The sequence below is a fragment of the Duganella sp. GW821-FHT07F09 genome (assembly GCF_059418705.1).
Genome location: NZ_JBWKQJ010000001.1, coordinates 297,121 through 322,517, shown reverse-complemented (window position 1 = coordinate 322,517; position 25,397 = coordinate 297,121). Strand labels below are relative to the sequence as shown.

General features: G+C 62.9%; 27 protein-coding genes. 17 read left to right on the top strand and 10 right to left on the bottom strand.

From position 1 onward, the window contains the following. The first annotated feature begins 224 nt into the window (after positions 1-224). A complete protein-coding gene (locus AC07P1_RS01490) occupies positions 225-1,379 on the top strand; it encodes a PA0069 family radical SAM protein (protein WP_494694170.1) in 1,155 nt (384 codons plus the stop codon). Here AC07P1_RS01490 and AC07P1_RS01485 read toward each other — a convergent pair. The 3 genes from AC07P1_RS01485 to AC07P1_RS01475 are packed head-to-tail and all read right to left on the bottom strand — an operon-like array spanning position 1,371 to position 3,527. After that, the gene (locus tag AC07P1_RS01485; RefSeq protein ID WP_494694169.1) at positions 1,371-1,982 is read right to left on the bottom strand and encodes a gamma-glutamylcyclotransferase; all 612 of its coding nucleotides are present in this window, start codon (positions 1,980-1,982) and stop codon (positions 1,371-1,373) included. The two genes, AC07P1_RS01490 and AC07P1_RS01485, sit on opposite strands and share 9 nt — an antisense overlap. A gap of 45 nt (positions 1,983-2,027) precedes the next feature. Further along, positions 2,028-2,555, bottom strand: a complete 528-nt coding sequence (locus AC07P1_RS01480) for an NAD(P)H-dependent oxidoreductase (protein ID WP_494694168.1) — start codon at positions 2,553-2,555, stop codon at positions 2,028-2,030. Between the two features lie 57 nt (positions 2,556-2,612). Next, positions 2,613-3,527, bottom strand: a complete 915-nt coding sequence (locus AC07P1_RS01475) for a LysR family transcriptional regulator (protein WP_494694167.1) — start codon at positions 3,525-3,527, stop codon at positions 2,613-2,615. Positions 3,528-3,617: 90 nt separating this feature from the next. Between AC07P1_RS01475 and AC07P1_RS01470 the strand changes: the two genes are divergently transcribed. From AC07P1_RS01470 to maiA, 3 genes are read left to right on the top strand one after another with little or no spacing between them, the layout of a single operon-like run. Continuing rightward, complete coding sequence (locus AC07P1_RS01470) at positions 3,618-4,169, top strand: VOC family protein (RefSeq protein WP_494694166.1); 552 nt, start codon at positions 3,618-3,620, stop codon at positions 4,167-4,169. Further along, positions 4,166-5,191, top strand: coding sequence for a fumarylacetoacetate hydrolase family protein (locus tag AC07P1_RS01465; protein ID WP_494694165.1), 1,026 nt, complete (start codon positions 4,166-4,168; stop codon positions 5,189-5,191). Before AC07P1_RS01470 ends, AC07P1_RS01465 begins: the two co-directional genes overlap by 4 nt. Beyond that, positions 5,188-5,835: a maleylacetoacetate isomerase gene (maiA, locus tag AC07P1_RS01460; protein ID WP_494694164.1), complete on the top strand. Its 648-nt coding sequence runs from the start codon at positions 5,188-5,190 to the stop codon at positions 5,833-5,835. Before AC07P1_RS01465 ends, maiA begins: the two co-directional genes overlap by 4 nt. Positions 5,836-6,100: 265 nt before the next feature. Here maiA and AC07P1_RS01455 read toward each other — a convergent pair whose 3' ends face one another. From AC07P1_RS01455 to AC07P1_RS01440, 4 genes are read right to left on the bottom strand one after another with little or no spacing between them, the layout of a single operon-like run. Continuing rightward, entirely contained in the window at positions 6,101-7,267 is a 1,167-nt protein-coding gene (locus AC07P1_RS01455) for an ABC transporter permease (RefSeq protein WP_494694163.1), read from the bottom strand. A 7-nt stretch (positions 7,268-7,274) separates the two neighbouring features. Further along, positions 7,275-8,432 carry an ABC transporter permease gene (locus AC07P1_RS01450; protein ID WP_494694162.1) on the bottom strand — a complete coding sequence of 386 codons (1,158 nt, stop codon included), beginning with the start codon at positions 8,430-8,432 and terminating at the stop codon, positions 7,275-7,277. A 28-nt stretch (positions 8,433-8,460) separates the two neighbouring features. Then, complete coding sequence (locus AC07P1_RS01445) at positions 8,461-9,156, bottom strand: ABC transporter ATP-binding protein (protein ID WP_494694161.1); 696 nt, start codon at positions 9,154-9,156, stop codon at positions 8,461-8,463. Then, positions 9,153-10,427: an efflux RND transporter periplasmic adaptor subunit gene (locus AC07P1_RS01440; protein WP_494694160.1), complete on the bottom strand. Its 1,275-nt coding sequence runs from the start codon at positions 10,425-10,427 to the stop codon at positions 9,153-9,155. Before AC07P1_RS01440 ends, AC07P1_RS01445 begins: the two co-directional genes overlap by 4 nt. A gap of 141 nt (positions 10,428-10,568) precedes the next feature. Here AC07P1_RS01440 and AC07P1_RS01435 point away from each other — a divergent pair, with 141 nt between their 5' ends. Continuing rightward, a complete protein-coding gene (locus AC07P1_RS01435; RefSeq protein WP_494694159.1) occupies positions 10,569-11,906 on the top strand; it encodes a glucoamylase family protein in 1,338 nt (445 codons plus the stop codon). A gap of 1 nt (position 11,907) precedes the next feature. Here the strand turns inward: AC07P1_RS01435 and AC07P1_RS01430 are convergent, their stop codons facing one another. Continuing rightward, positions 11,908-12,630, bottom strand: a complete 723-nt coding sequence (locus AC07P1_RS01430; RefSeq protein WP_494694158.1) for a hypothetical protein — start codon at positions 12,628-12,630, stop codon at positions 11,908-11,910. A 125-nt stretch (positions 12,631-12,755) separates the two neighbouring features. Here AC07P1_RS01430 and AC07P1_RS01425 point away from each other — a divergent pair, with 125 nt between their 5' ends. From AC07P1_RS01425 to AC07P1_RS01370, 12 genes are all read left to right on the top strand, one after another. Beyond that, positions 12,756-13,535 (top strand): uracil-DNA glycosylase family protein, encoded by a 780-nt coding sequence (locus AC07P1_RS01425; protein WP_494694157.1) that lies wholly within the window; start codon positions 12,756-12,758, stop codon positions 13,533-13,535. Between the two features lie 141 nt (positions 13,536-13,676). Next, positions 13,677-14,153 (top strand): Fe-S cluster assembly transcriptional regulator IscR, encoded by a 477-nt coding sequence (gene iscR, locus AC07P1_RS01420; protein ID WP_090314522.1) that lies wholly within the window; start codon positions 13,677-13,679, stop codon positions 14,151-14,153. Positions 14,154-14,202: 49 nt separating this feature from the next. Continuing rightward, positions 14,203-15,459: an IscS subfamily cysteine desulfurase gene (locus AC07P1_RS01415; RefSeq protein ID WP_494694156.1), complete on the top strand. Its 1,257-nt coding sequence runs from the start codon at positions 14,203-14,205 to the stop codon at positions 15,457-15,459. Between the two features lie 24 nt (positions 15,460-15,483). After that, entirely contained in the window at positions 15,484-15,873 is a 390-nt protein-coding gene (iscU, locus tag AC07P1_RS01410; RefSeq protein ID WP_020702063.1) for a Fe-S cluster assembly scaffold IscU, read from the top strand. Between the two features lie 54 nt (positions 15,874-15,927). Beyond that, a complete protein-coding gene (gene iscA, locus AC07P1_RS01405) occupies positions 15,928-16,251 on the top strand; it encodes an iron-sulfur cluster assembly protein IscA (protein ID WP_019920390.1) in 324 nt (107 codons plus the stop codon). A gap of 6 nt (positions 16,252-16,257) precedes the next feature. Then, on the top strand, positions 16,258-16,776 hold the full coding sequence (hscB, locus tag AC07P1_RS01400; RefSeq protein ID WP_494694155.1) for a Fe-S protein assembly co-chaperone HscB: 519 nt from the start codon (positions 16,258-16,260) through the stop codon (positions 16,774-16,776). Between the two features lie 113 nt (positions 16,777-16,889). Beyond that, the gene (gene hscA / locus AC07P1_RS01395) at positions 16,890-18,770 is read left to right on the top strand and encodes a Fe-S protein assembly chaperone HscA (RefSeq protein WP_494694154.1); all 1,881 of its coding nucleotides are present in this window, start codon (positions 16,890-16,892) and stop codon (positions 18,768-18,770) included. A 24-nt stretch (positions 18,771-18,794) separates the two neighbouring features. After that, positions 18,795-19,136, top strand: a complete 342-nt coding sequence (gene fdx, locus AC07P1_RS01390) for an ISC system 2Fe-2S type ferredoxin (RefSeq protein ID WP_090314518.1) — start codon at positions 18,795-18,797, stop codon at positions 19,134-19,136. A 1-nt stretch (position 19,137) separates the two neighbouring features. After that, entirely contained in the window at positions 19,138-19,332 is a 195-nt protein-coding gene (iscX, locus tag AC07P1_RS01385; protein ID WP_008450499.1) for a Fe-S cluster assembly protein IscX, read from the top strand. Next, positions 19,319-20,230, top strand: coding sequence for a class I SAM-dependent methyltransferase (locus AC07P1_RS01380; protein ID WP_494694153.1), 912 nt, complete (start codon positions 19,319-19,321; stop codon positions 20,228-20,230). Before iscX ends, AC07P1_RS01380 begins: the two co-directional genes overlap by 14 nt. 23 nt (positions 20,231-20,253) lie before the next feature. Then, on the top strand, positions 20,254-21,276 hold the full coding sequence (ltaE, locus tag AC07P1_RS01375; protein WP_494694152.1) for a low-specificity L-threonine aldolase: 1,023 nt from the start codon (positions 20,254-20,256) through the stop codon (positions 21,274-21,276). Then, entirely contained in the window at positions 21,273-22,016 is a 744-nt protein-coding gene (locus AC07P1_RS01370; protein ID WP_315214485.1) for a S4 domain-containing protein, read from the top strand. Before ltaE ends, AC07P1_RS01370 begins: the two co-directional genes overlap by 4 nt. Before the next feature lie 7 nt (positions 22,017-22,023). On the opposite strand, the gene AC07P1_RS01365 is transcribed toward AC07P1_RS01370, so the two are convergent. Beyond that, complete coding sequence (locus tag AC07P1_RS01365) at positions 22,024-23,055, bottom strand: PEP-CTERM sorting domain-containing protein (protein WP_494694151.1); 1,032 nt, start codon at positions 23,053-23,055, stop codon at positions 22,024-22,026. A 154-nt stretch (positions 23,056-23,209) separates the two neighbouring features. Next, positions 23,210-25,360, bottom strand: a complete 2,151-nt coding sequence (locus AC07P1_RS01360) for a prolyl oligopeptidase family serine peptidase (protein ID WP_494694150.1) — start codon at positions 25,358-25,360, stop codon at positions 23,210-23,212. Between the last annotated feature and the right edge of the window lie 37 nt (positions 25,361-25,397).

Genomic DNA, 25,397 nt, shown 5'->3' with positions numbered 1-25,397 from the left:
GGAATGTGGGGTGGGGGCGCGCGGGGCGCGGGGAAAGTCTTTCCCCCGGAAGCCCCGCATGATACCAGTTCGGACGCGGGCGCCAAAGGCGCGCAGGCCGCACCTTTGATTTTTCGCTTGATATGGCCATTTGGAGCGCTTAGAATACTGGATATATATACAGTATTGGCGCAGCGCCGGCGATCCCCGCCGGTGCCCGAGCCCAGGTATCGAGCCCACGTATCATGAACCACGACGAAAACAACCAAGAGCACGTGATGCTGCCGCCGCCTTCGCTGAAGGCGCAAAAAGGCCGTGGCGCGGTATCGAACCTGCAAGGGCGCTTCGAGGTCAACGCGCGGGAGGCCTACGACGACGGCTGGGAGCGCGAGGAAGAGGAGGCGTCGCCGTGGAAAACCCAGGTCACCGACGAGTACTGTAAATCGATCCTGAGCCGCAACGCCTCGCCGGACCTGCCGTTCAGTGTTTCGTTGAACCCGTATCGCGGCTGCGAGCATGGCTGTATCTATTGCTTCGCCCGTCCCACGCACAGCTATCTCGGCCTGTCGCCGGGCATGGACTTCGAGAGCAAGATTTTCGCCAAGGTCAACGCGCCGGAAATGCTGCGGCGCGAGCTGGCCAAGACCGGCTACGAGCCCGAGTCGATCGCGCTCGGCGTCAACACGGACGCCTACCAGCCCTGCGAGCGCGAGCGCAAACTCACGCGCCGCGTGCTGGAAGTGCTGCAGGAATGCCAGCACCCGGTCGGCCTGATCACCAAATCGTCGTTGATCGAGCGGGATATCGACATCCTCTCGGCGATGGCCGCCAAGCGGCAAGCCGGCGTCGCCATCACGCTCACGACCTTGGACCCGGCCATCTCGCGCACGCTGGAACCGCGCGCGGCGGCCCCGGCGAGGCGCCTGCGCACGATCCGCGCCCTCACCGACGCCGGCATTCCGGTGGCCGTCAGCGTCGCGCCCATCATTCCGTTCGTCACCGAGCCGGATATCGAGCGCTTGCTGGAGGCGGTCAAGGAAGCCGGCGCCGTCACCGCCCACTACACGGTGTTGCGGTTACCTTGGGAGGTGGCGCCGCTGTTCCAGCAATGGCTGCAGGCGCACTTCCCGGAGCGGGCGCAGCGCGTGATGAACCGCGTGCGTGAAATGCGCGGCGGCAAGGACTACGACAGCACGTTCGGCTCCCGCATGAAAGGCGAGGGCGTGTGGGCGGAATTGATACGGCAACGCTTCAAGATCGCCACCGAGCGTCTCGGACTATCGGGCAAGGGCAGCCGCTTCCATAGCATGGACGCGTCGCAGTTTACCCGTCCGCTGGTGGTGCCGCCGCTGGGCGCGCGCGCGCGGCCGGCCGACGCAGGGCAGCTGGATTTATTCTGACGGAACCGTTGAGGGAGGGGTGTTCAACGCGGCCAGATGCCGTTCGATCTCGAAGACGTGCTGGTCGTGGCGGCCCAGTTCGCGCAGGGCGCGCGCCAAATGATTGAGGTAGTCGCTGTTCGGGCCGCTTGGGCCGATGGAGCGGGCGATGTGGCGCGCGATTTCCTGCTCCGACGCCTCCCCGAGGAAGGCGGTGTTGTCCGGCGTGGCGATATAGACCAGGCCGACGACGCTGTCGCCGCTGTCGCCATGGCCGTCGCCGTCATCGAACGTGATCGTCGTCGCCAGCCGCAGATAGCCGTTCTTCTCGCGGTGGTCCAGGTGGGAAAAGACTTCCGGCGTGACCAGGTAGGCCATGCCATGGCAAATGGCGCCGGCTTCCTCGATGATGGTGACCACGCGGCCCGGCGCCTCCGGCGTGCCGCGATGGTCGTGCGAACCTTGCCAAAAGCGGCGCGTCCAGTCGGCGATGCTGGCCGGACGGCGTTGCAGGTAGGGGAAGTCTGCCTTGTAAATCAGCGAGCCGTAGCCGAACAGCCAAACGCTATGGTGGCCGTCGAACTGGTCCATCATTTGGTTGATGGCGATGGTGTCTGCTGTCATAGTCGTTTGTGTTTTGAGCGTGCGCCGGGGAGGGGGGCGTAAAGTTCAGTTCATGCCCGCGCGGGCGATGTCCAGATGCTTGACGCCAATGGACTTGAACGCCGCGGTCAACTGACCTTCGTAATTGTGCATCAGCTCGGCCTGTTGCGGGTCGTCCGCTCCCCAGCCGGACGTCACCAGCATCACACGCTGCGAGTCGCACTGGTTCTCCATGTCACCGTGCAGGTGCAGCAAGCGGTCCAGCCAGGCTTTCAGGGTCGATGGCGTGAAGTAGTTGTGCATCGGCGCGCCGACCACGACGATGTTGGCGTCGACGAATTCCTGCAACAGCGACGCGCTCAGCAGCGACTCCGCCCGCAGCTCCGCGTGCATGGGAATGGCGCTGTTCCATTGCTTGCGCATCACCTGCAGCAGTGGCGCGCTGACGTGCGATAAGGGCGCGGCGGCAAGGTCGCGATAGTTCACGCTGGCCCCCTCGTGCGCGGACGCCAGCCGCGCCACGGCGGCGGCGGTATGTTGGCGCGATTGCGAACTGTCGCCCAGCGCGCAGGAGTCGATATGCAGAATATTCATATACCGAAGCATACACACGCCGCATGGGCCGCGGTAGTGGGAAAAATGTAAGATATGTTAACCGAGCGGAACGTTCCACTGGTGCGCCGCGACGTAATCCCGCAGGAACGCGACGAAACTCTCGGCCGCCGGCGACAGCGCGCGGGCGTTGCGCGTGTAGACAAAAAAACGACGCGTGAGCTCGGGATCGACCAATTGCCGCATCCGCAATCCATACAGCGCCACCATTTTTTCCGCGTATGGCAGGCAGACCGTGATGCCCAGCCGCGCATGCACCATCGCCAGCGCGGTGGTCATGAAGGTCACCTCGTTATACGGGCTGAGCGACAGCTCGCGGAACGACACATGCATATCGCGCAGCAGCCGCTCGGTGAACTGCCCCTGTAAGGAAATGAACGGGAAGTCGTTGATGTCGGCCCAGGTGATGCGTTCGCGCGACTCCAGCGCATGCCCGGCAGGAAACACGACCACGAACGGCATCTCGAACAATTGCTGCGCCTCGATCTCGACGTTGGCGTCGCGCTCCGGCCCGATGCCGAAGTCCACCTCGCCGCTGAACACGCGCGCCGACACCTGTTCGACCGGGCTGTCGGCCAGCCGCACCTGCACGTCCGGATAGCGGGCGGAATAGGCGGCGATAGCCTCTGGCAGCAAGGTACATGAGAGCATCTGCGGCGCGGCGATGCGCACGATGCCCTGCTTGAGCGCCTTGCGGCTGGCGATGTCGGCCATTGCGCGGTCCAGATCCTGCAGCATCTTCTCGAACAACGGCGTCAGTTCGCGTCCCAGCTCCGACAACTGCGTCTTGCGCGTGGTACGCTCGACAACACGCACGCCGAGCATCTGTTCGAGCTCCTTGATCTGGCCGCTGAGCGCCGATTGCGTCAGGTTGAGGTGATCCGCCGCCAAGGTGAAGCTGCCGGTCTTGGCCAGCGCGACCAGTGCCCGCATTTGCCGCAAACTTGGATTCATGGGAAAACCTGATAAATGGCCGGAAAAATACTGTTTGTATGATATCTGAGATTCGCATCTAATGTCGAAAGAATAGAATTGGAGGCAACTATGAAAATCAAACAAATTCACCACGTCGCGTACCGCTGCCGGGACGCCAAGGAAACCGTCGAGTGGTACGTCAAGCACCTGAACATGGACTTCGTGCTGGCCATCGCCGAGGATGAAGTACCGTCGACCAAAGCGCCGGACCCGTATATGCACGTCTTCCTTGACGCCGGCCACGGCAACGTGCTGGCCTTCTTCGAGCTGCCGACGCAGGCGCCGATGGACCGCGACCACAACACGCCGGCCTGGGTGCAGCACCTGGCGATGGAGGTCGACAGCATGGACGACCTGCTGGCCGCCAGGGAGCGGCTGATCGCCGGCGGCATCGACGTCATCGGCCCGGTCAACCACACCATCTTCAAATCGATCTACTTTTTCGACCCCAACGGCCACCGCCTCGAATTGGCGGTCAACACCGGCACCCCCGACATGATGCAAAAGCTCGACGCCGTCAAATGGGAGATGCTCGAGGAGTGGTCCAAAACGCGCAAGGCGCCCAAGCACGCAGCGTGGATGCACGCGCCGGCGGCCGTCACTGCGGGAGATCAGGCATGAAACTCGCCACATTGAAGGACGACAGCCGCGATGGCCGTCTGGTCGTGGTCAGCCGCGACCTGTCCCAATATCAGCTGGTGCCGAAAATCTCGGCCACGCTGCAGCATGCGCTGGACCATTGGGAACTGGTCAACGACCGGCTGGAAGCGGTGTACACCCTGCTCAACGCCGGCGACTCGGTCGACGCCAAGCCGTTCGACCAGCAAGCCTGCCATTCGCCGCTGCCGCGCGCCTATCAATGGGCGGACGGCTCGGCCTACATCAATCACGTTGAACTGGTGCGCAAGGCACGCAACGCCGAAGTGCCGGCGTCGTTCTACACCGACCCGCTGATGTACCAGGGCGGCTCGGACAGTTTCATCGGCCCGCGCGATCCGATCTACGCGCTGTCTGAGGAGTGGGGCATCGATCTGGAGGCCGAGGTGGCCGTCGTCACCGGCGACGTGCCGATGGGCGTGAGCGTGGCCGATGCCGGCAAGGCGATCCGGCTGGTCATGCTGGTCAACGATGTCTCGCTGCGCAACCTGATTCCGAACGAACTGGCCAAGGGCTTCGGCTTCTTCCAGTCCAAGGCGGCCAGCGCGTTTTCGCCGGTGGCGGTCACGCCGGACGAATTGGGTCATGACTGGACCGACAGCAAACTGCATCTGCCGCTGCTGGTCGATATCAACGACAAGCCATTCGGCAAACCGAATGCGGGCGAAGACATGACCTTCAACTTCGCGCAGCTCGTCGCGCACGCCGCCGCCACGCGGGAGCTGGCGGCCGGCACCATCATCGGCTCCGGCACCGTCTCCAACAAGCAGGGCGGGCTCAATGGGTCGAGCATCGCCAACGGCGGCGTGGGATATTGCTGCCTGGCCGAGGTGCGCATGTACGAAGCCATCGAAACCGGCAAACCGCAGACGGACTACCTGAAATTCGGCGACAGCGTGCGGATCGAGATGCGGAACGCGCAGGGCGCCAGCATCTTCGGCGTGATCGAGCAGACCGTCGCGCATTATGGGGAGCGCCGTCGATGAAGCTTTACACCTACTTCCGCAGTTCCGCCGCTTACCGGGTGCGGATCGCGCTCAATCTCAAGGGGCTGGATTACGAGGCGCAGCCGGTGCATCTGCTGCGCGATGGCGGCCAGCATCTGGCGGACGCTTATCGGGCGGTCAATCCGTCCACGCTGCTGCCCACGCTGGTGGACGACGACGGCGCCGTCATCGGCCAGTCGCTGGCGATACTGGAATATCTGGAGGAGACACGGCCGCAAACCCCGTTGCTGCCGGCCGATCCGGCGGGCCGGGCCCGCGTGCGTGCGCTGGCGTTGACGGTGGTGGCCGATACGCATCCGCTGGGGAATCTGCGGGTGCTGAAGTACATCAAGGGCGAGATGGGGTTGAGCGAGGAGGTCAAGCTGGAGTGGCATCGGCACTGGCTGCGCAGCGGACTGGAAACCCTGGAGGCGCTGTTGGCCGGGGATGGGCGCACGGGTGCCTATTCGCATGGCGACACGCCGACGTTGGCCGACTGCTGCCTCGTGCCGCAGGTGTTCAACGCGCAGCGGTTCGAGGTCGATACGGCACCTTACCCCACGGTCATGCGGATCAACGCCGCCTGCGCCGCGCTGCCGGCGTTCCAGCAGGCGCACCCGTCGCAGCAGCCCGACGCCGAGTAGTAAGCCGCGCGTCGGGACAATATGCGTTGTCGGCGGCACATACATGGCCGATTACGCTTCGCTAATCCGCCCTACGTGTTTCCGCGGCGGACATCCGCCCCGGTAACGTCTATGAAATCCGGAGGAACCGCCGACGGCCACGTGTTCGCTCGGCGGAATGCGGCCCGGGAATGTCGATCAAATCCGGAGACACGTAGGGCGGATTAGGCGGAACGCCGTATTCGGCCATGTGTGAGTCGTCGACGGCCCATGCAAGACAACCACCTCAAACCGCCCGCAATGCATCCACAATCTTCATGCGCGCCGCCCGCAGCGCCGGCAGCACCCCGCCGATAAATCCCATCGCCAGCGAAAACACCAGCGTCTTGACGACAATATCCACCGTCAGCCTGAACCCGAACGCCAACTCCGAGAACGACTGAAAATTCGTGGTCGAGAACGAGATGAACCGCATCAGCGACGCGCATCCCAGCCCCAGCACGCCGCCCACCATCGCCAGCAGCATCGACTCCGCCAAAAACGCCGCCAGGATACTCCGCCGCTGAAACCCCAGCGCCCGCAACGTGCCGATCTCGCCAACCCGGTTGGCGACCGACGCATACATGGTGATCGTCGCCCCGATCATGGCCCCGATCGAAAAAATCACCGACAAGATCAACCCCAGCACGCTGATGAAGGTCGACAGCGCCTTCGACTGGTCCGCATAAAAAGTCTGCTCCCGCTTGGCGTCGAGGGTCAAGCGCTGATCGCCCTCGATATCCTTCTTGAAGCCGTCGAACAGTGACGTACCGGCCAGCCGCAGCACGACCGCCGAGTAGGCGACCCGCCGGAAGGCCGGCATCAACTGATCGGCGTCGCCCCACACTTCCGAATCGAAGCCGCTGTTCCCCGCGTCGAACAACCCCACGACCGTCCATTCGCGCTGGCCGAAGCGCAGCGTCTCGCCAATGCCGGCGCCGGAGAAGCGGCGCGCGATGCTGGCGCCGGCGATGATCTCCGACGCGCCCGGCCGGAACATGCGCCCGGCCGTCAACCGCACTTGTGGCCGCAGCATCAGCCCACGCGGGCCTATGCCCCGGATAATGACGTTCGACGGTTTTGCCGAACCGCGCTTGTTGAGCGAGATGAGCACCACTGTCTCCTTGGACAGCAAGGGCTGGCCGTCGGCGCCCAGCGCGATGGAAGGGTGACTGGAGACGATACTGGCTTGCGTCCGTTCCACACTGCTCTGCACCTCGGTGTCGGCGCTGCGCCGTATCAGCACCACGTTGTCGTACTCGCCGGTGGTCACCAGCGTGTTGCGCAAGCCCTCATCGAGCATCAGCACCGTCGCGAATACGAACACCACCAGTGCCAGTCCGGCGGCGGTCAGCGCCGTGGTCAGGCGCCGCGCCCATAAATTGCGGGCGACGTAGAAGAGCGGGATCTTCATCGCATTGTCATCCTATGCTCCGCAATCCCTCGACGATGTTGACGCGGGTCGCCCGTAAGGTTGGCGCGATGGCCGCGACCAAGCCGACGGCCAGCGCGGCCAGTATCTGCTGGATCACCGTCAACCGCGTCACTTCAAAGACGGGAAACATCGTTCCCATCACCGTGCCGAGGAAAGCCGCGAATGGAAACAGGATGACGATACCCAGCGCCGCGCCGAACAGCGACAGCAACAGCGATTCGCCCAGGATCATTGCGGTGAGGAAGCCGGGGCCGAAGCCCAGCGCCTTGAGCGTCGCGTATTCGCCCAGGCGTTCGCGCGCGCTCATGGCCATCGTGTTGGCCATCACCGCCGCGATGATCACGATCACGACGAACGACACCACGCGGATCGCCATCACGATCGCCTCCGACATCGAAACGAAACCGAGCTGGAACGCCTTCTCCGTCTCGGTCAGCGTCTCGGCCAGCGAATTGCTGAATTCCCTGTCGATCGCCGCCGAGATGGTGGCGGCATTTTCCGGCTCGTCGATGCGCACCACGTACACGCCGATCTGGTTCGCGCGGCGGGGCATGGTCTTCTTGAACGACTCGTTGACGTAATCCCAGTGCAGGAACAGGGTGGCCGTATTGGTCGTGCTTTGCCTGCCGTCGAAAATGCCGCGCACGACCAGTTCCCAGTCGCCAGGGTAGATGGTGCCTTTGAGCGGGATGATGTCGCCGACCTTGAACCCGAATTGGTCCGCCAGCTTGCGGCCGACAATGGCGCCCTTGCGGTCGCGCAGGAAGGCAGCGCGCTGGTCGGGCGGCAGCAGGTAGTCGGGGTAGATGTCCAGATAGCTGGCGCCGGAGATGGCAAACTGCGCAAAGAAGTTTTTCGGGTCTTTATAGGTCCCCTGGAACCAGTTGGCGTAGCCCACCCCGGTCACGCCGGGAACCGCGCGGATGCGCGCCTCGTAGGATAGCGGCAGCGGAAACACCAGCGATGTCTTGTTCCGGGTGACCAGCGTGGTGTTGGAGGCGCCTTCCGCGCCGGCGTACCAGGCGTCGATGACCGTCTGCAGCAGGCCGAAGGCGAAGATCGCCACCACCAGGCCGAGTATCGTCAACGACGTGCGCAGCTTGTGGCGCAAGGCGTTTTTGACGATTAGTCGCAGAGTGTACATGGCGGCGTCCGGGCGTTTAGTTTCAGCTTCACGCGCGCTGCGGCTCGTCGGTGAGCAGTTCGCCTTTTTCAAGGTGCACCACATTGCGCGCCTGCGCCGCCGCGTGGGCGTCGTGTGTGACCATGATGATGGTTTTGCCCAACTGCTGGTTCAGTTGCTGGAGCAGCGCCAGGATCTCGGCGGCCGATTGGCGGTCGAGGTCACCGGTCGGCTCGTCGGCCACGATCAATGTCGGATCGCTGACGATGGCGCGGGCGATCGCCACGCGCTGTTGCTGGCCGCCGGACAGCTCGTTCGGCGTGTGGTCCATGCGGTCGGCCAGGTTGACCATCTCCAGGGTCAGCGCCACCCTTTCGCGCCGCTCGCGCCGCGACAAGGGCGTGAGCAGCAGCGGCAGCTCGACGTTCTCGAACGCGGTCAGCACCGGCATCAGGTTATAGAACTGGAAGATGAAACCGACGTTGGCGGCACGCCATCCGGCCAGCTCCGTTTCGCCCATGCCGGCGATATCCAGGCCGGCGATCCGCAGCACGCCGCTATCGGGCTTGTCGATGCCGGCGATCAGATTGAGTAGCGTGCTTTTACCGGAGCCGGAGGGGCCCATCAGCGCGGTGAAGGCGCCGGCCGGTATCGACAGGCTGATATCGCGCAGCACCTCCAGCACCTGATCGCCACGGCGATAGGACTTGACCAGATGTTCGATCAATACCAGCGGCTCGGTCATTTCTTCGCCAATTTGACGGCCTGGCCGTCCTGCAAGGCGTCGTCCGGCGCCAGCACGACCTTGTTGCCCGGCTTCAGGCCTTTTACTTCGACCAGCTCGCCGATCTTGCGGCCCTGGGTAATCGGCACCCGTTTGACCCTGGCGCCATCGGCGTCGAGCAGGAATACAAACTGCGCCGGCGGCGTGCCGCCGCGCGTGACGATCGCCGCTGGCTGCACGGCGGTTACCGGTTGCTTATCCTGGGGCGGCACGGCCTGCGACAGGAAGGCGACTTTGGCGCTCATATCCGGGAGCACGCGCGGATCGCGCTCTTCGAATCGCACCTTGACCAGCAAGGTCGCCTTGCTGCGGTCCATGGTCGGCACCATGCGCGATACCGTGCCGGCAAGGCGCAGCTCCGGGAACGCGTCGAGCAGGACTTCCACCGGCTGGCCGACGCGGATCTTGCTCAGGTTCGATTCGGAGACATCCGCCTCCACCTCCAGCGTGTCCATGTCGGCGATGGTGACCACCGCCCCCTTGCTGTCGGCGGCGGAGGAGAAGGGCGTGATGTTGTCGCCGACATTGGCGCTCTTGGTCAGGATCACGCCGTCGAAGGGTGCGCGGATCACCGTCTGGTCCACCGCCACCTGCGCCGCCTGCGCGTTGGCGCGCGCCGCCGCGATGGCGGCCTGATAGCCGGAGATGCTGGCCTTGGCCTTGTTCAGGCGCGCCTGCGCCGTGTCGTAGGCCGAGGCGGCGATGAATTTCTGGTTCAACAGCTCGGCCGCGCGCTGGAAGGCCGATTGCGCGTCCTGCAACTCGGCCTGGCCCTGTTCCAGATTGGCCTGCGCGACCTTGACGTTGGCCTGCGCCTGTCCCAGCGCCGCCGCGACGTCGCGGCTTTCCAGCCGCGCGATCACCTCGTCCTTCTTCACGTGCGAGCCTTCCAGCACGCCCAGCCACTCCAGCCGGCCGGTGGCCTTGGACGACAGCGCGGCCTTACGCTGCGCCACCACGTAGCCGGTGGCGTTGAGGAGCGTGTAATTTTGCGCCGGATAGGTCTGCGCGACCGCGACCACCTCCACGGTGGGCTTGCCGGTGAGCACGCTCATGGCGACGGCGCCCACCAGTGCCAGGGCCAGCACCAGCAGCACCATCCTGCCCCAACGACGGCGCCTGGGACGCGATCCGGCCGCCGGCGCCTTGGCCTCGCGGTCGATTTTGAGACGGGAAATATCGGGAGTCGCCAATTGGTAGCCTCGGGTTCGCTCGGATTCGCTCAGGTTCATCAGTCGGCCGTTGCCAACTTCGCCATCAAATAGTGCGGCAAACGCGTTTGAATCGCAAGCGGCAGGCGTATCTGTGTGTTCAGGTACATACTGCAAGCTACTGCTGTGACAGCATGACCTTTTTCAATTGTTCGGACTTTTATGACCACCATGCCGCGCGCCGAGCGCCCGCCTGCCACCATCGACGCGGCCACGCTCGCCCTGCTGAACGAGTTGCAGAAGGACTCGTTCGACTACTTCGTCAACGAGGTCAATCCCGCCAATGGCCTGATCCGCGACAAGACCGCCGAGGTGTGGCCGGCCAGCATCGCCGCCGTCGGCATGGCGCTGACCGCTTACCCGATCGGCGTCGAGCAGGGTTTCATGGCGCGCGCCGACGCCGTGGTCCGCACCTTGACCACCTTGCGGTTCTTCGCCAACAGTGAACAGAGCGAATCACCCCGCGCCACCGGCTACAAAGGTTTCTATTACCACTTCATCGACATGAACAGTGGCGAGCGTGCGTGGAAATGCGAACTGTCGAGCATCGACACCGCGCTGCTTATCGCCGGCATGCTGACGGCAGCCCAATATTTCACACAGGATACACCTGACGAAAACGAAATCCGCGTGCTGGCCGACAGGCTGTATCGCCGTGTCGACTGGCAGTGGATGCGCGGGCGCAACAATCTGGTCTGCCACGGCTGGACCCCGGAAAGCGGCTTTTTGCGCTGGCACTGGGAAGGCTATGACGAAGCGTTGATCCTGTACGTGCTGGCGCTGGGCTCGCCTACTTTTCCGGTGGAACGGGACAGCTACGACGCCTGGTGCCGGAGCTATGAGTGGAAGACGGTGTACGGCATCGACTATCTGTACGCGGGGCCGCTGTTCATCCATCAGATGTCGCATGTGTGGCTGGATCTGCGCGGCATCCGGGATGACTTTATGCGCGAGCACGACTCGGACTATTTCGAAAATAGCCGGCGCGCCACGTATGTGCAGCAAAAGTACGCGATCGAAAATCCCATGGGTTTCCCGGAATACGGTGCTCTATGCTGGGGCATCACGGCCAGCGACGGGCCGGGGCCGGCTACGCGCAGGATCGATGGCGTGCAGCGCAAATTCTGGGACTATGTCGGGCGGGGCGTGCCGTACGGTCCGGACGACGGCACCCTGGCGCCGTGGGCGGTTGCCGCGTCGCTGCCGTTTGCGCCGGAAATCGTCATGCCCAGCATCATCCACTATCAGGACATGCAGCTGTGCGAGGCGAATCCTTACGGGTTCAAAGCGTCGTTCTCGACGGTGTTCTCGCACGGACGGGTAGCCTGCCGGCACTGGGTGTCGCCATACCACTTCGGCATCAACGAGGGGCCGACGGTGATCATGGTGGAAAACTATCTGCACGATTTCCCATGGAACATCATGCGCGGCAACATCTATTTGCAAACCGGCCTACGCCGCGCCGGATTCGCCGGGGGCTGGCTGGATGGCGCCAAGTGACTTATTTTGTGGGGCACACGATATGCTCGACATTGGTCGTGTCGAGCAGGACTGACTTCTGTCCCGTCGCAATAACATGTATTGCTGATCGGTCGAGCAATATCGTGACTTTCTCCGAACGGTCAATGACAACGCCTGACATAGTTTTACCGTCAGTCAGCATTACCGTGCTATGGAAATTTTTTGCGACTCGCGCTTCGCATATTGCCTTCTCAATATGGTTCTTACCTTCTGAGAAGGCTGCGTAGCACCAAATTACTGAGGGTAGCGCAAAAATTAGCGAAAGCCAGACTCCACAAACTAGCATCAGTGCGATGAAACGCGCCATGCCCGGGTCTATTTTTTTTCTCCGCGAAAACCATTTGGCCATCCGTGACGGTTCTTTGGCCAAGTTTTTTTGCTTGGTAAATTTTGGGAACGGCAACGTGCTCAAAAATTCAAGGAGGGCGACATATATCGCGACACATAAAATAAATAGGCTGGCGCGGAACCAGTTGACAATCGGGCCAGTGAAGCCTGCATAGGCCGTCTCCTGAAGTGTCTTGGGGATGATTGGTTTGCTCCATCCCACCGCACTCCAGTACCCCTCCGCGTAAGCGGCGCCGCCTGTCCAGGCGACCACGCCAATAAAAGTCACCACGAGCGCGACCCATTTCAACGGGTCGTCTCCGAAGAGCTTGCCCGCTTTCTTGGCACGGTTGATATTAGGTGATTGCCAGCGCATAGGATTTTCTCCGTCAAATTTTTAATTGTGGACTATTGCCTACTACGAGTATTGCGAAGAATCAACATCTCGGGTAGTTGGCCGTCTGCGCTACAATCTCGCTTTTACCCCCGCCGCTATTTCGTATGACGATCCCCGCTTCCATCCTTGATGCGCTGTCGCGCGCCGACGCCTCATGGCGTCCGTTGCTGATCGACGGCCTCGACGCGATGCAGGCCGCCTCGCCCGGCTACCTCGCCCAGCTCGCCGACGACATCTATCTGCCGACTGAACAACGGCTGTTCGCCGCCTTCGCGCTGCCGCTCGAGCAAGTGCGCTATGTATTAGTGGGGGAGGGGCCTTACCCGCGCGAAGACAGTGCGACCGGCGTCTGCTTCATGGACGGCGCCGTCGGCAGCCTGTGGTCGAACGAAGAGGGCGGCGGCTTGTCCAAGCCTGTCAACAAGGCCACATCGCTGCGCAACTTCATGAAGATGCTGCTGGTGGCCGATGGCCAGCTGACCCTGGCCGACACCGGCGGCGCGGCGATGGCGGCGGTTTCGACCGTTGCCCGCAGCGGCGGAGGCACCCATATCCAAACGCTGGCCGAGATGCAGCAAAAGCTGACCCAGCAAGGTTTCCTGCTGCTGAACGCCTCGCTGGTGTTCCGCAGCCACGTGCCGCCGGTCAAGGACGCGAAAGCCTGGCTGCCGTTCTTCGAGACGGTCATGGCCGGCCTGGCGGCCCAGGCGCGGCAAAAGCCGACCATGATTCTATGGGGGAAAATCGCCGAATTGCTGAAAAAGTTGCCGGTAATGAAAGAGTTTCCGCAGATTACGGCCGAGCATCCGTACAACCTGAGTTTCATCGGCAATCCGGACATGCACGCGCTGTTCCAGCCGATGCACTTGCTAAAAGGCAAGTAGAAGGCAATCAACCCCGAGTGGTCGAGGGGCCTCCCGGCAAACTTTCATAAAGTTTGGTATACTTGACTAAATCGATCAACTAATCAGGCTTTAAGTTGAGCAGTGGGGTCGATATTTTAACCTAGCTGAACCGAGGTAGTGATGCGTCTGACCACCAAAGGCCGTTTTGCTGTGACTGCGATGATCGATCTGGCTTTGCGCCAAGGCAAAGGCCCGGTCACGCTCTCAGGCATCAGCCAGCGTCAGGCGATTTCGCTGTCGTATCTGGAACAGCTGTTCGGCAAGCTGCGCCGCCACGAGATCGTCGAATCGATCCGCGGCCCGGGCGGCGGCTACAGCCTGGCGCGCCGGGCCGACAAGGTCACGGTGGCCGACATCATCATCGCCGTCGACGAGCCGCTGGACGCGACCCAATGCGGCGGCAAGGAAAATTGCCACGGCGCCGACGCCGCCAGCGGCGTGCGCTGCATGACTCACGAACTGTGGGCCACGCTGAACGAAAAGATGGTTGATTATCTGGATTCCGTTTCGCTGCAGGATCTGGTCGATCAACAGAAGCAAAAGAATGCTGAACAAAACGTGGTTGTCATGCACCGCAACCACGCCGCGCTGGGTTGAGCGCTTTAGCGCTTTGGCTTAAATACATACAGAAAACCGGAGTTACCAGATGAACGCCCCAGAAAAAAACCTCGCCGCCGTGAAGTTCCAGACCGCCCCGCATTTCCCGATCTACATGGACTACTCGGCTACCACGCCGATCGATCCGCGCGTTGCCGACGCCATGATTCCGTACCTGCGCGAGCAGTTCGGCAATCCGGCCTCGCGCAGCCACATGTACGGCTGGACGGCTGAGAAGGCGGTCGAAGAGGCGCGCGGCCACGTCGCCGCCCTGGTCAACGCCGACCCGCGCGAAATCATCTGGACCTCCGGCGCCACCGAGTCGAACAACCTCGCCATCAAGGGCGCGGCGCAGTTCTACAAGACCAAAGGCAAGCACATCATCACCGTCAAGACCGAGCACAAGGCGGTGCTGGACACGGTGCGCGAGCTGGAGCGCGTCGGCTTCGAGGCGACCTACCTGGAACCGCAGGACAACGGCCTGATCACCATCGAGCAACTGACCGCCGCGATCCGCCCGGACACGATCCTGGTGTCGGTCATGCTGGTCAACAACGAAATCGGCGTGATCCAGCCGATCGACGAGATCGGCACGCTGTGCCGCTCGAAGGGCATCATCTTCCACTGCGACGCCGCCCAGGCGACCGGCAAGGTCGTCATCGACCTGCAAAAAACCAAGGTCGACCTGATGACCTTCACCGCCCACAAGACCTACGGTCCTAAAGGCATCGGCGCGCTGTACGTCTGCCGCAAGCCGCGTGTGCGCATCGAAGCGCAAATGCACGGCGGCGGCCATGAGCGCGGCCTGCGTTCGGGCACCCTGCCGACCCACCAGATCGTCGGCATGGGCGAAGCGTTCCGCCTCGCCAAGGTCGAGATGGACACAGAGATCGCCCGCATCAAGTCGCTGCGCGACCGCCTGGCCAACGGCCTGCAAGAGATCGAAGAGACCTATATCAACGGCGACATGGAGCACCGCGTGCCGCACAACCTCAACGTCAGCTTCAACTACGTCGAGGGCGAATCGCTGATCATGGCCGTCAAGGACCTGGCCGTGTCGTCGGGTTCGGCCTGCACGTCGGCCTCGCTGGAACCGTCGTACGTGCTGCGCGCGCTGGGCCGCAGCGACGAGCTGGCGCACAGCTCCATCCGTTTCACCATCGGCCGTTTCACGACGGAAGAGGATATCGACTTCGCCATCGACTTGATGAAGTCCAAGGTACACAAACTGCGTGAACTGTCGCCGCTGTGGGACATGTTCAAAGAAGGCATCGACATTAGCTCGATCCAATGGGCAGCCCACTAATCTTAAAGATACAGGAGCATCAAAATGGCTTACTCGGAAAAAGTGTTGGACCACTACGAAAATCCACGCAACGTCGGCGCCTTCGAAAAGGGCGATGACAGCGTCGGCACCGGCATGGTCGGCGCGCCGGCCTGCGGCGACGTCATGAAACTGCAAATCAAGGTCGGTGCCGACGGCCTGATCGAAGACGCGAAATTCAAGACCTACGGCTGCGGTTCGGCCATCGCATCGAGCTCGCTGGTGACCGAATGGGTCAAGGGCAAAACCTTGGATCAGGCGCTGGCCATCAAGAACACCCAGATCGCCGAAGAACTGGCGCTGCCGCCGGTGAAGATCCACTGCTCGATCCTGGCGGAAGACGCGATCAAGGCGGCTGTTCTGGACTACCAGACCAAGCACCCGGTAGCGGCGTAAATCTGTTTTACAACGGCGTGCGGATGAAAGTCCGCCGCCGTTACGGAGAATCACATGGCAATCACCCTGACCGAAAAAGCAGCTAAGCACATCAACCGCTACATCGAGCGTCGCGGCAAGGGCGTCGGCTTGCGTTTTGGCGTGCGCACCACCGGCTGTTCGGGCCTGGCCTACAAACTTGAATATGTCGACGAAGTGGCGGACGAGGACAGCGTCTTCGAATCGCACGGCGTCAAAGTGTTCGTCGATCCGAAAAGCCTGCCGTACATCGACGGCACTGAACTCGATTTCGCGCGCGAGGGGCTGAACGAAGGCTTCAAGTTCCACAACCCGAACGAAAAAGACGCATGCGGTTGCGGCGAGAGCTTCCGCATCTGATAACACATGCAAAATCACTTTGAGCTGTTCAACCTGCCGCAGAAGTTCGCCGTCGACACGGGGGCGCTCGACAGCGCCTACCGCGACGTGCAAAGCCGGGTCCACCCCGACAAGTTCGTCAACGCGACCGACGCCGAAAAGCGCGTCGCGATGCAATGGGCCACGCGCGCCAACGAAGCCTACCAGACCCTGAAAAATCCGCAGAAGCGCGCGCAATACATGTGCGAGTTGCACGGCGTCGATTTGCAGACCGAGTCCAACACGGCGATGCCGATGGCCTTCCTGGTGCAGCAGATGGAGTGGCGCGAAGAACTTGGCGACGCCCGCGCCGGCAAGGACGCCGACGCGCTCGAAGCGCTCGACAAGCAACTGCGCGCCGCGCGCAAAGAGCGCCTGGCCGAGATCGAACAACAGATCGACGCCGACGACTACGCGCAAGCCGCGCAAGGCGTGCGCGCGCTGATGTTCCTCGAAAAATTCAAAGACGAAATAGAACACAGCTTCACCGCGATCGAAGACAACTAACAAACTCCGGGGTCAGGTCCACCATTTCTACACGAACGCTGCCGTAACGGGTTGTTAGCGCCGAGGCCGTGTAGAAATGGTGGACCTGACCCCGGATTAAAGGCTTGAATCACATGGCACTTCTGCAAATTTCCGAACCGGGTATGTCGACCGCGCCGCACCAGCATCGGCTGGCGGTGGGCATCGATCTGGGAACCACCAATTCGCTGGTCGCCACCGTGCGCAACAGCATTCCAGAAGTGCTGAACGATGAGGATGGCCGCCCGCTGCTGCCGTCAGTGGTGCGCTATCTGCCGAACGGCCATGCCAACATCGGCTACAAGGCGCAGGCCGCACAGACCACCGATCCGAAAAATACCATCGTTTCCGTCAAGCGCTTCATGGGGCGCGGCTTGGCCGATATCGCCTACGCGGAGAACATGCCCTACGATTTCCAGGATACGCCCGGCATGGTGCAGCTGAAGACCATCGCCGGCATCAAGAGCCCGGTCGAGATCTCCGCGCAGATCCTGGCCACTCTGCGCCAGCGCGCCGAGGATTCGCTCGGCGACGATCTGGTCGGCGCGGTCATCACCGTGCCCGCGTACTTCGACGACGCCCAGCGACAGGCCACCAAGGACGCGGCACAACTGGCCGGCATCAACGTATTGCGTTTGCTGAGCGAGCCTACCGCCGCCGCCATCGCCTACGGCCTCGATAACGGCTCCGAAGGCATCTACGCCGTCTACGATCTGGGCGGCGGCACCTTCGATATCTCGATCCTCAAACTGAGCAAAGGCGTGTTCGAGGTGTTGTCCACCGGCGGCGACTCCGCGCTGGGCGGTGACGACTTCGACCACCGCCTGTTCTGCTACATCCACCAGCAGGAAAAACTGGCGCCGCTGTCCGACGAGGATACCGCCATCCTGATGGTGAAGTCGCGCGAAGCCAAGGAACTGCTGTCGAACAAAAACGAAGTGACCGTCGACGCCATCCTGAACTCCGGCGAGGAGGTGCATCTGAAGATCACCGCCGAGACCTTCCAGGAGATCACCAAGCACCTGATCGCCAAGACCATGAGCGCCATCAAGAAGGCGCTGCGCGACGCCAGTGTCGATGCCGATGATGTCGACGGCGTGGTCATGGTCGGCGGCGCGACGCGCATGCCGCACGTGCAGCGCGCCGTCAGCGAGTACTTCCACACCATCCCGCACGCGAACATCGATCCGGACAAAGTCGTGGCGCTGGGCGCGGCGGTGCAGGCCAATCTGTTGGCCGGCAACCGCGCGCCGGGCGACGACTGGCTGCTGCTGGACGTGATCCCACTGTCGCTCGGTATCGAGACGATGGGCGGCCTGGTCGAGAAGATCATTCCGCGCAATTCGACGATTCCTTGCGCCCGCGCGCAGGAGTTCACCACGTTTAAAGACGGCCAAACGGCGCTTGCTGTGCATGTGCTGCAGGGCGAGCGCGAACTGGTCTCCGACTGCCGTTCGCTGGCGCGCTTCGAGCTGCGCGGCATCCCGCCGATGGTCGCCGGTGCGGCGCGCATCCGCATCACCTATCAAGTGGACGCCGACGGCCTGCTGTCGGTGTCGGCGCGCGAGCTGCGCTCCGGCGTCGAGGCGTCGATCACCGTCAAGCCGGCCTACGGCCTGGGCGACGACGACGTCGCGCGCATGCTGCAGGATTCGTACAAATCGGCCGATGTCGACATGGTCGCCCGCGCGCTGCGCGAAGAGCAGGTCGAGGCCGAGCGCATCATCCTGGCCACGCAGTCGGCGCTGGACGAAGACGCCGGCCTGCTGTCGGACGAGGAACGCGCATCGGTCGACCTCCTGATGAACAAGGTGCGCGACGTGATCGCCCAATCGCAGACCGGCGCCGCCGACCACGTGGCCGTCAAAGCCGCCGTCGAGGCGCTGGCCCACGGCACCGAAGAATTCGCGTCGCGCCGCATGGATCGCAGCGTGCGTAGCGCACTGGCCGGCAAGACGCTCGACCAGGTAGTTTAAGAACCCATAAGACAGAGGTATCAAGTGCCACAAATCGTATTCCTGCCCCACGCAAAACTGTGCCCGGACGGCGCCGTCGTCGAAGCCGAAGTCGGTAAAACCCTGTGCGACATCATGCTGGAAAATGATATCCACATCGAGCACGCGTGCGAGAAGTCCTGCGCCTGCACCACCTGCCACGTACTGGTGCGCGAAGGCTTCAACTCGCTGAGCGAAGCCAGCGAAACCGAGGAAGACCTGCTGGACAAGGCCTGGGGCCTGGAGGCCGTGTCGCGCCTGTCGTGCCAGGCCGTCGTAGCCGAGGAAGACCTGGTCGTCGAAATCCCGAAATACACCATCAATCACGCCAGCGAAGGCGGACACTGATATGAAGTGGACGGACATCACCGCGATCGCGGAAGCGCTCTACGATAAGCATCCGGACATCGATCCGCTGACTATCCGCTTCACCGATTTGCACAACTGGATCGTCGATCTCGAGGAGTTCGACGACGACCACACGCGCGGTGGTGAAAAAGTTCTCGAAGCGGTACAGCAGGCGTGGATCGATGAAGCCAAGTAAGCCGACCAAGCCAGCCAAGGCCGCGCCGGCCAAAATCGGCGCCATTGTCACCGGCGCCGATAACATGCCGGAGATCCGCGAAGGCCAGACCGTCGCGTTGCTGCAGGAGCTGCACATCCTGACCCGCGACGGCAAGATGAACCAGGATAGCCGCCGCAAGCTCAAACAGGTCTACCACCTGTACCAGTTCATCGAGCCGCTGTTGAAGGAAGTGCTGGCCGAGAAGGGCCAAGTGTCGCTGGTCGACCACGGCGCCGGCAAGTCCTACCTCGGCTTCATCATTTACGACCTGTTCTTCAAGGCGCTGAACGACGGCTCCCATATCTACGGCATCGAAACCCGCGAAGAGCTGGTGTCGCGCTCGCAGGAGCTGGCCAAGCAGTTCAACTTCCCGGGCATGTCGTTCCTGCCGCTGTCGGTGGCCGAATCGACCGAGTCCAAGCTGCTGCCGGACCAAATCGACATCGTCACCGCGCTCCACGCCTGCAACACCGCCACCGACGACGCCATCCAGTTCGCGTTGAAGAAGAAGGCCAAGTACATGGTGCTGGTGCCGTGCTGCCAGGCGGAAGTCGCGTCGGTGCTGAAGAAGAACAAGGGCCAGTCGTTGGGCAAGTCGGCGCTCACTGAAATCTGGCGCCACCCGATCCACACGCGCGAATTCGGCAGCCAGATCACCAACGTGCTGCGGTGCCTGCAACTGGAGGCGCACGGCTACCAGGTCAACGTGACCGAGTTGGTGGGCTGGGAGCACTCGATGAAAAATGAGCTGATCATCGCCACCTACAAGAACCTGCCGCGCCAGCGCCCGTCCGAGCGTTTGCGCGAAGTGCTTGAAACGGTCGGCCTGCAAGAAATGGGCAACCGCTTCTTCACCGGGCAGCTGGAAACACAATAAACAAACGAAAGGGTGGCGGAACGATGAGTGATCTGAAAGAAAATTGGTTGGATCTTCGCAGCGACACCGTCACCCGCCCCAGCGCGGCGATGCGTGCGGCGATGAACGTGGCCGACGTCGGCGACGACGTCTACGGCGACGACCCCACCGTCAACCGCCTGCAGGAATACGCCGCCGATTTGTTCGGCTACGAGGCGGCGCTGTTCGCGCCCTCCGGCACGCAGAGCAATCTGCTGGCGCTGCTGGCCCATTGCGGTCGCGGCGACGAATACCTGGTCGGGCAGGAAGCGCACACCTACAAGTACGAAGGCGGCGGCGCGGCGGTCTTGGGCAGCATCCAACCGCAGCCGATTATCAACCAGGCCGACGGCAGCCTGGCGCTGGCCGACATCGCGGCCTACATCAAGCCGGACGACATCCACTTCGCCCGCACCAAGCTGCTGGCGCTGGAAAACACCATCGGCGGCCGCGTGCTGCCGCTCGATTACCTCAAGCAGGCGACCACGCTGGCCCATGAACGGGGCCTGGCCACGCACATGGACGGCGCGCGCATCTGCAACGCGGCGGTCAAACTGGGCGTGAGCCCGCGCGCGGCGGTGGCGGGCTTCGATTCCGTCTCGGTGTGTTTGTCCAAGGGCCTGGGCGCGCCGGTCGGCTCCATCCTGTGCGGCAGCAAGCCGCTGATCAAGGAAGCCACGCGCTGGCGCAAGATGCTCGGCGGCGGCATGCGCCAGGCCGGCATGATCGCCGCCGGCGGCCTGTACGCGCTGGAGCACAACATCGCCCGCCTGGCCGAGGACCACGACAACGCCGCCTACTTCGCCGGCGAACTGGCCAAGCTTAAAGGCATTCAGGTCAGCGCGCCGCAGACCAACATCTTCTACGTCGATATCCCGGCCGATGCCTGCCGGGGTCTGAACGACGTATTGCAACTGACCCGCATCCGCGTGTCGATGTCGCCGCGTCTGCGCATCGTCACGCACATGGATGCGTCGCGCGACGATATCGATCGCGCCATTACCGTTTTTTTGGATTTTTTCGGATGACCGACAGCACCACAGATAACAGCCTTCGCCTGGCCAAGCGCCTCGCCGAGATACTTCCATGCTCGCGCCGCGAGGCCGAACTCTATATCGAGGGCGGTTACGTCAGCGTCGACGGCGTGTTGGTGGAGGAGGCCGGCGCGCGCGTCACGCTGGAGCAGAAAATCGAGCTGGCGCCCGACGCCACCTTGCTGGAAATCGTCCCGGTCACGATCCTGCTGCACAAGCCGGCCGGCGCCAATGGCGGCGTGGGCAAGGACGGTTCGCCGGCGGTGCATCTGCTGAACGCCGAATCGCTGACGCGCTCCGCGCCCGGCCAGCGCTTCCTCAAGCGCCACCTGGTCAACCTGACCTTGACCACACCGCTGGAAACGAAGGCCAGCGGCCTGCTGGTGTTCACGCAGGACTTCCGCGTCGCCCGCAAACTGGTCGACGAGGCGGCGAAGATCGAGCAGGAGATTATCGTCGAAGTCACCGGCAAGATCATGGAAAACGGCTTGGCGCTGCTCAATCACGGGCTGCCGTTCAATGGCAAGCCGCTGGCGCCGAACAAGGTCAGTTGGCAGAACGAGAACCGTCTGCGCTTCGCGGTGAAGAATCCCAAGCCGGGCCAGATTGAGCATGTGTGCAAACTGGTCGGCCTGGGTGTGGTGTCGATGAAGCGCATCCGCGTCGGCCGCATCGCGATGAGCAGCCTGCCGCTAGGCGAGTGGCGCTACCTGCAGGACCACGAGCGCTTCTAGACGGACGTTACGCCTTCGACGCGGCGCGGCGACGGCGCGCCATGAAGCCCAGCAGGCCAAGGCCGCCGGCCATCATGGCGTAGGTCGACGGTTCCGGCACCGCCGAGACGCTGGACAGCAGCAGCGTGCCGCAGTCGATGCCACGGCAGGCCGAGACGGCGATCTGGTTGAATTCGTTGATGGCGATCGCCTCTTTGATATTCCAACCGTCCAACCCGGTCACCAGCGAGTTGATGTCGTACATCACGCCGCCTTGCCACAGGAAGCCCTGGCCGAAGCCGTCGGCGCCGACCACGATGCCGGCGTTGTTGACGTCCTTGGCGACAATCGAGAAGCCGTCCAGAGCGGTCGCCACGCCATTGGCGTAAAGGTAAGCATGGTCGGCCTGCGTCGAGTAGTCGCGCGAGTTGATCACGGTATTGCCGTTGTCGCTAATGGCGGCGGCGTAGGAGATGGTGCTGCCGTCGTTCGGGATTGCGGCCGACAGGTTGGTCGTGCCACTGTTCGAGAAGATCAAGGCCTCGTTGAGCAATTGGCCTGCGCTGCCGGCAATCTGTCCATTGTTGTTGATCCCGTTCGCTCCGCTAAAGGTGGCGTTGGTCGGCGTCAGGTTGGTGACGGTTCCATTCGAATACACAAACCCATAGGAGCTGTCGTCCGTTATCACATAGCCGGTGATTTGGCCGGCGTTGTTGATGCCGGTCGCCGTGCTGTTCGCGGGGCCGATGTCGGTGTAGACGCCGTTGGAATAGCTGAACGCCTGCCTGCTGCCGTAATCGCCGACAATCTGGCCGGAGTCGTTAATGCCATAGGCGAAACTTCTGCCCGATGGCGAGCCCAGATAGTTCAAGCCGCTGCCGTTGTACAGGACCGCTTGCGTGGCGTCATTGCCCACTACCTGGCCGAGATTGTTTATCGCCTTCGGGCTGAAGGCGCCGAGATACGTCATGCTGAACTGCGGCGCCGTGGCGGCCAGGGCGGGCAGGGTCGCGACGCTGAGGATCAGCGCAGCGATGCATTTCATTTTGGTCGAGATCAAGACAATTTCCTTCGAAAGGAGGGTGGGGGAGCTGCACGCCGTGGTACGGCGCGCAGAGGTAGTTAAAAAGAGATGAATTTTTAGTCACCTTAATAATATCTTAATTCAAATATTGCAACTACCACAGCCCTGTTCGATTGAAAGCCACCTTATTTTATTTGCCGTCCCCGCCGCCGGTTTGTGACAGGATGAAGGCGTAGGTATCGGCCGCCTCGGCATCCTGCTGCGCGCGGGTCGAGCCCATGCCGTGGCCGGCGTCGAAGTCCACGCGCAGCAGCACCGGCTTGCCGCTGGCCGTCGCCGTTTGCAGCCGCGCCGCCATCTTGGCCGGATGGAACGGCGCCACGCGCGGATCGGTCACGCCGGTCGTCAGCAGCACCGCCGGATACTTGATGCCGTCGACCACCTGCTGGTAGCTGTCGATGCTCTTGATCGCCTTGAAGCCGGCCGGGTCGGAGATCGCGCCCCATTCAGGTTCCTCGGCGTACCCGTTCTGCTCGGCCACGTAGCGCAGCGGGTTGTGCCAGCCCACGCCCGACACCACCGCCGCGAACAGGTCCGGACGCTCCTCCATCGCCCGTCCCATCGGGATGCCGCCGGCCGAGCGGCCGCCGATGGCCAGGTGCGCCGGCGCCGTGTACTTGTTGGCCACCAGGTCCTCGCTGACGGCGATCAGGTCGCGCCAGGTGTTCGGTTTGTTTTCCAGCTTGCCGGCGCGATGCCACTCGCGGCCGAATTCACCGCCGCCGCGCACGTTGGCATAGCCGATGACGGCGCCCTGGTCGGCCAGCGCCAGCGCGCGGCTGACGAACGATGGCGTGTAGGCGGCCGCGCCGTAGCTGCCGTAGGCGGAGATGAAGGCCGGGTTTTTGCCGTCCATCTTCAGGCCCTTCTTGTAGATCAGGCTGTACGGAATCTGCGTGCCGTCCTTGGCCTTGGCGAAGCGGCGTTCGGTCGTGTAGCCGCTGGTGTCGATGGCCGGCTTGGGCGTGATGCCGGTGTCGGCCACCTTGCCGTCGGCGTCAACGCTCCAGATGGCGGCCGGTTCGAGCCAGCCGGATAACAAGGCCAGCGCACCGGGCGCGTCCGCATCGGCTTCGATCGAGCGCAACGTGCCGTCGAAGGGCAGGGCGATGTTGACCAGCTTGCCGTCTTCGCCCAAGCGTTGCAGCTTGCTGATGCCGCCGTCCATGGCGCGGATATACAGGCCATCCTTGGCGCGCGCAGTGCCCTGCAACACCAGCGCCGATTCTGGCACCACCTCGACCGCCTTCTCCAGCGACGGCGCCTTTGCCGACGTCTTCAGCAGGCGCCCGCGCGGATGGCCTTTGGTCGACAGCAGATACAGGTCGTCGCCGTGCAGGTCGATGCCGGTGATCTCATCCTCGAAACCGGCCACCGGCTGCCACTTGGCCTTGCCCTTGATGACGTCGGCCAGCGGCGCGCTGAACACGCGCTGCTCCGGCCGCACGTCGGCCAGGATCAGCAGCGCGGTGGACGAGTGCGGTGTCGTGCCGACATAAGGCGCCTGGATCTTTTCATACTTCACCGACGGATCGAGATCGCGCTTCATGATGACCGGGTCGCGCTCCGGCTTGGCGCCCAGCTTGTGGAAGCGCACCTGCGAATCGAGGTAGCGTTCCGGCGTGTTGATCTTGCCGGTCAGCTGGTTGTAGAAGAAGCCGGAGCTGTCGGCGAGCCAGTTGGGATTGGCGCCCTGGGTGTTGGCGATGCGCTCCTTCAGGATGGCGCCGGAGCGCACGTCCATGATCTGCAGCACCGAATCCTCGCTGCCGTCCTTCGACAGACCGTAGACCAGCTTGCTGCCGTCGGGCGACGGTTGCCACCAGTCCAGCGAGTAGTGGCTGGACTTGGTGTCGAGCTTGGTCGGATCGACCAGCACGCGGTCCTTGCCGTTCATGCCGTCGCGCACGAACAGCTTGAAGTTGTTGGCGCCGGCCGGACGCTGCTGGTAGAAGATGCGGCTGCCGGCCTTCTGCACGCGCGCCGGCGCGGCCACATCGCCCGACAGTTGCTCGATGCGCTTCAACAGCACGTCGCGCTTGGGCAGCGCGTCGAGCACGCCGCGCGCGTGCGCGTTCTGTTGTTTGAGAAAGGGCAGCCAGTCCGGGTCCTTGTCGTTCTCCATCCAGCGGTAGCGGTCGACGATGGCCTCGCCGAAGTAGGTGTCGGTAACGGGCACGACCTTGGCGACGGGCGCGGGTGGAACGGGCTTTTGCGCCAGGGCGGCGGTAGCGGTCAGGGCAAGGGCGGCCCCGTACATCAGGCGGACTAACTTGGTCATCTTATCTCCTAGTGGCGGACGCTTATTCTGCCACAGA

What these genes read in the sequence shown, in the direction of transcription:
- hscB (WP_494694155.1), top strand. Translation starts at nt 16,258, where the DNA reads ATGCAAAATCACTTTGAGCTGTTCAACCTGCCGCAGAAGTTCGCCGTC.
- AC07P1_RS01435 (WP_494694159.1), top strand. Translation starts at nt 10,569, where the DNA reads ATGACCACCATGCCGCGCGCCGAGCGCCCGCCTGCCACCATCGACGCG.
- AC07P1_RS01450 (WP_494694162.1), bottom strand. Translation starts at nt 8,432, where the DNA reads ATGTACACTCTGCGACTAATCGTCAAAAACGCCTTGCGCCACAAGCTG.
- AC07P1_RS01465 (WP_494694165.1), top strand. Translation starts at nt 4,166, where the DNA reads ATGAAACTCGCCACATTGAAGGACGACAGCCGCGATGGCCGTCTGGTC.
- AC07P1_RS01440 (WP_494694160.1), bottom strand. Translation starts at nt 10,427, where the DNA reads ATGAACCTGAGCGAATCCGAGCGAACCCGAGGCTACCAATTGGCGACT.
- AC07P1_RS01485 (WP_494694169.1), bottom strand. Translation starts at nt 1,982, where the DNA reads ATGACAGCAGACACCATCGCCATCAACCAAATGATGGACCAGTTCGAC.
- iscX (WP_008450499.1), top strand. Translation starts at nt 19,138, where the DNA reads ATGAAGTGGACGGACATCACCGCGATCGCGGAAGCGCTCTACGATAAG.
- hscA (WP_494694154.1), top strand. Translation starts at nt 16,890, where the DNA reads ATGGCACTTCTGCAAATTTCCGAACCGGGTATGTCGACCGCGCCGCAC.
- AC07P1_RS01430 (WP_494694158.1), bottom strand. Translation starts at nt 12,630, where the DNA reads ATGCGCTGGCAATCACCTAATATCAACCGTGCCAAGAAAGCGGGCAAG.
- AC07P1_RS01470 (WP_494694166.1), top strand. Translation starts at nt 3,618, where the DNA reads ATGAAAATCAAACAAATTCACCACGTCGCGTACCGCTGCCGGGACGCC.
- maiA (WP_494694164.1), top strand. Translation starts at nt 5,188, where the DNA reads ATGAAGCTTTACACCTACTTCCGCAGTTCCGCCGCTTACCGGGTGCGG.
- AC07P1_RS01380 (WP_494694153.1), top strand. Translation starts at nt 19,319, where the DNA reads ATGAAGCCAAGTAAGCCGACCAAGCCAGCCAAGGCCGCGCCGGCCAAA.
- AC07P1_RS01415 (WP_494694156.1), top strand. Translation starts at nt 14,203, where the DNA reads ATGAACGCCCCAGAAAAAAACCTCGCCGCCGTGAAGTTCCAGACCGCC.
- AC07P1_RS01360 (WP_494694150.1), bottom strand. Translation starts at nt 25,360, where the DNA reads ATGACCAAGTTAGTCCGCCTGATGTACGGGGCCGCCCTTGCCCTGACC.
- iscR (WP_090314522.1), top strand. Translation starts at nt 13,677, where the DNA reads ATGCGTCTGACCACCAAAGGCCGTTTTGCTGTGACTGCGATGATCGAT.
- AC07P1_RS01445 (WP_494694161.1), bottom strand. Translation starts at nt 9,156, where the DNA reads ATGACCGAGCCGCTGGTATTGATCGAACATCTGGTCAAGTCCTATCGC.
- iscU (WP_020702063.1), top strand. Translation starts at nt 15,484, where the DNA reads ATGGCTTACTCGGAAAAAGTGTTGGACCACTACGAAAATCCACGCAAC.
- AC07P1_RS01425 (WP_494694157.1), top strand. Translation starts at nt 12,756, where the DNA reads ATGACGATCCCCGCTTCCATCCTTGATGCGCTGTCGCGCGCCGACGCC.
- AC07P1_RS01490 (WP_494694170.1), top strand. Translation starts at nt 225, where the DNA reads ATGAACCACGACGAAAACAACCAAGAGCACGTGATGCTGCCGCCGCCT.
- AC07P1_RS01480 (WP_494694168.1), bottom strand. Translation starts at nt 2,555, where the DNA reads ATGAATATTCTGCATATCGACTCCTGCGCGCTGGGCGACAGTTCGCAA.
- AC07P1_RS01370 (WP_315214485.1), top strand. Translation starts at nt 21,273, where the DNA reads ATGACCGACAGCACCACAGATAACAGCCTTCGCCTGGCCAAGCGCCTC.
- AC07P1_RS01475 (WP_494694167.1), bottom strand. Translation starts at nt 3,527, where the DNA reads ATGAATCCAAGTTTGCGGCAAATGCGGGCACTGGTCGCGCTGGCCAAG.
- AC07P1_RS01455 (WP_494694163.1), bottom strand. Translation starts at nt 7,267, where the DNA reads ATGAAGATCCCGCTCTTCTACGTCGCCCGCAATTTATGGGCGCGGCGC.
- ltaE (WP_494694152.1), top strand. Translation starts at nt 20,254, where the DNA reads ATGAGTGATCTGAAAGAAAATTGGTTGGATCTTCGCAGCGACACCGTC.
- iscA (WP_019920390.1), top strand. Translation starts at nt 15,928, where the DNA reads ATGGCAATCACCCTGACCGAAAAAGCAGCTAAGCACATCAACCGCTAC.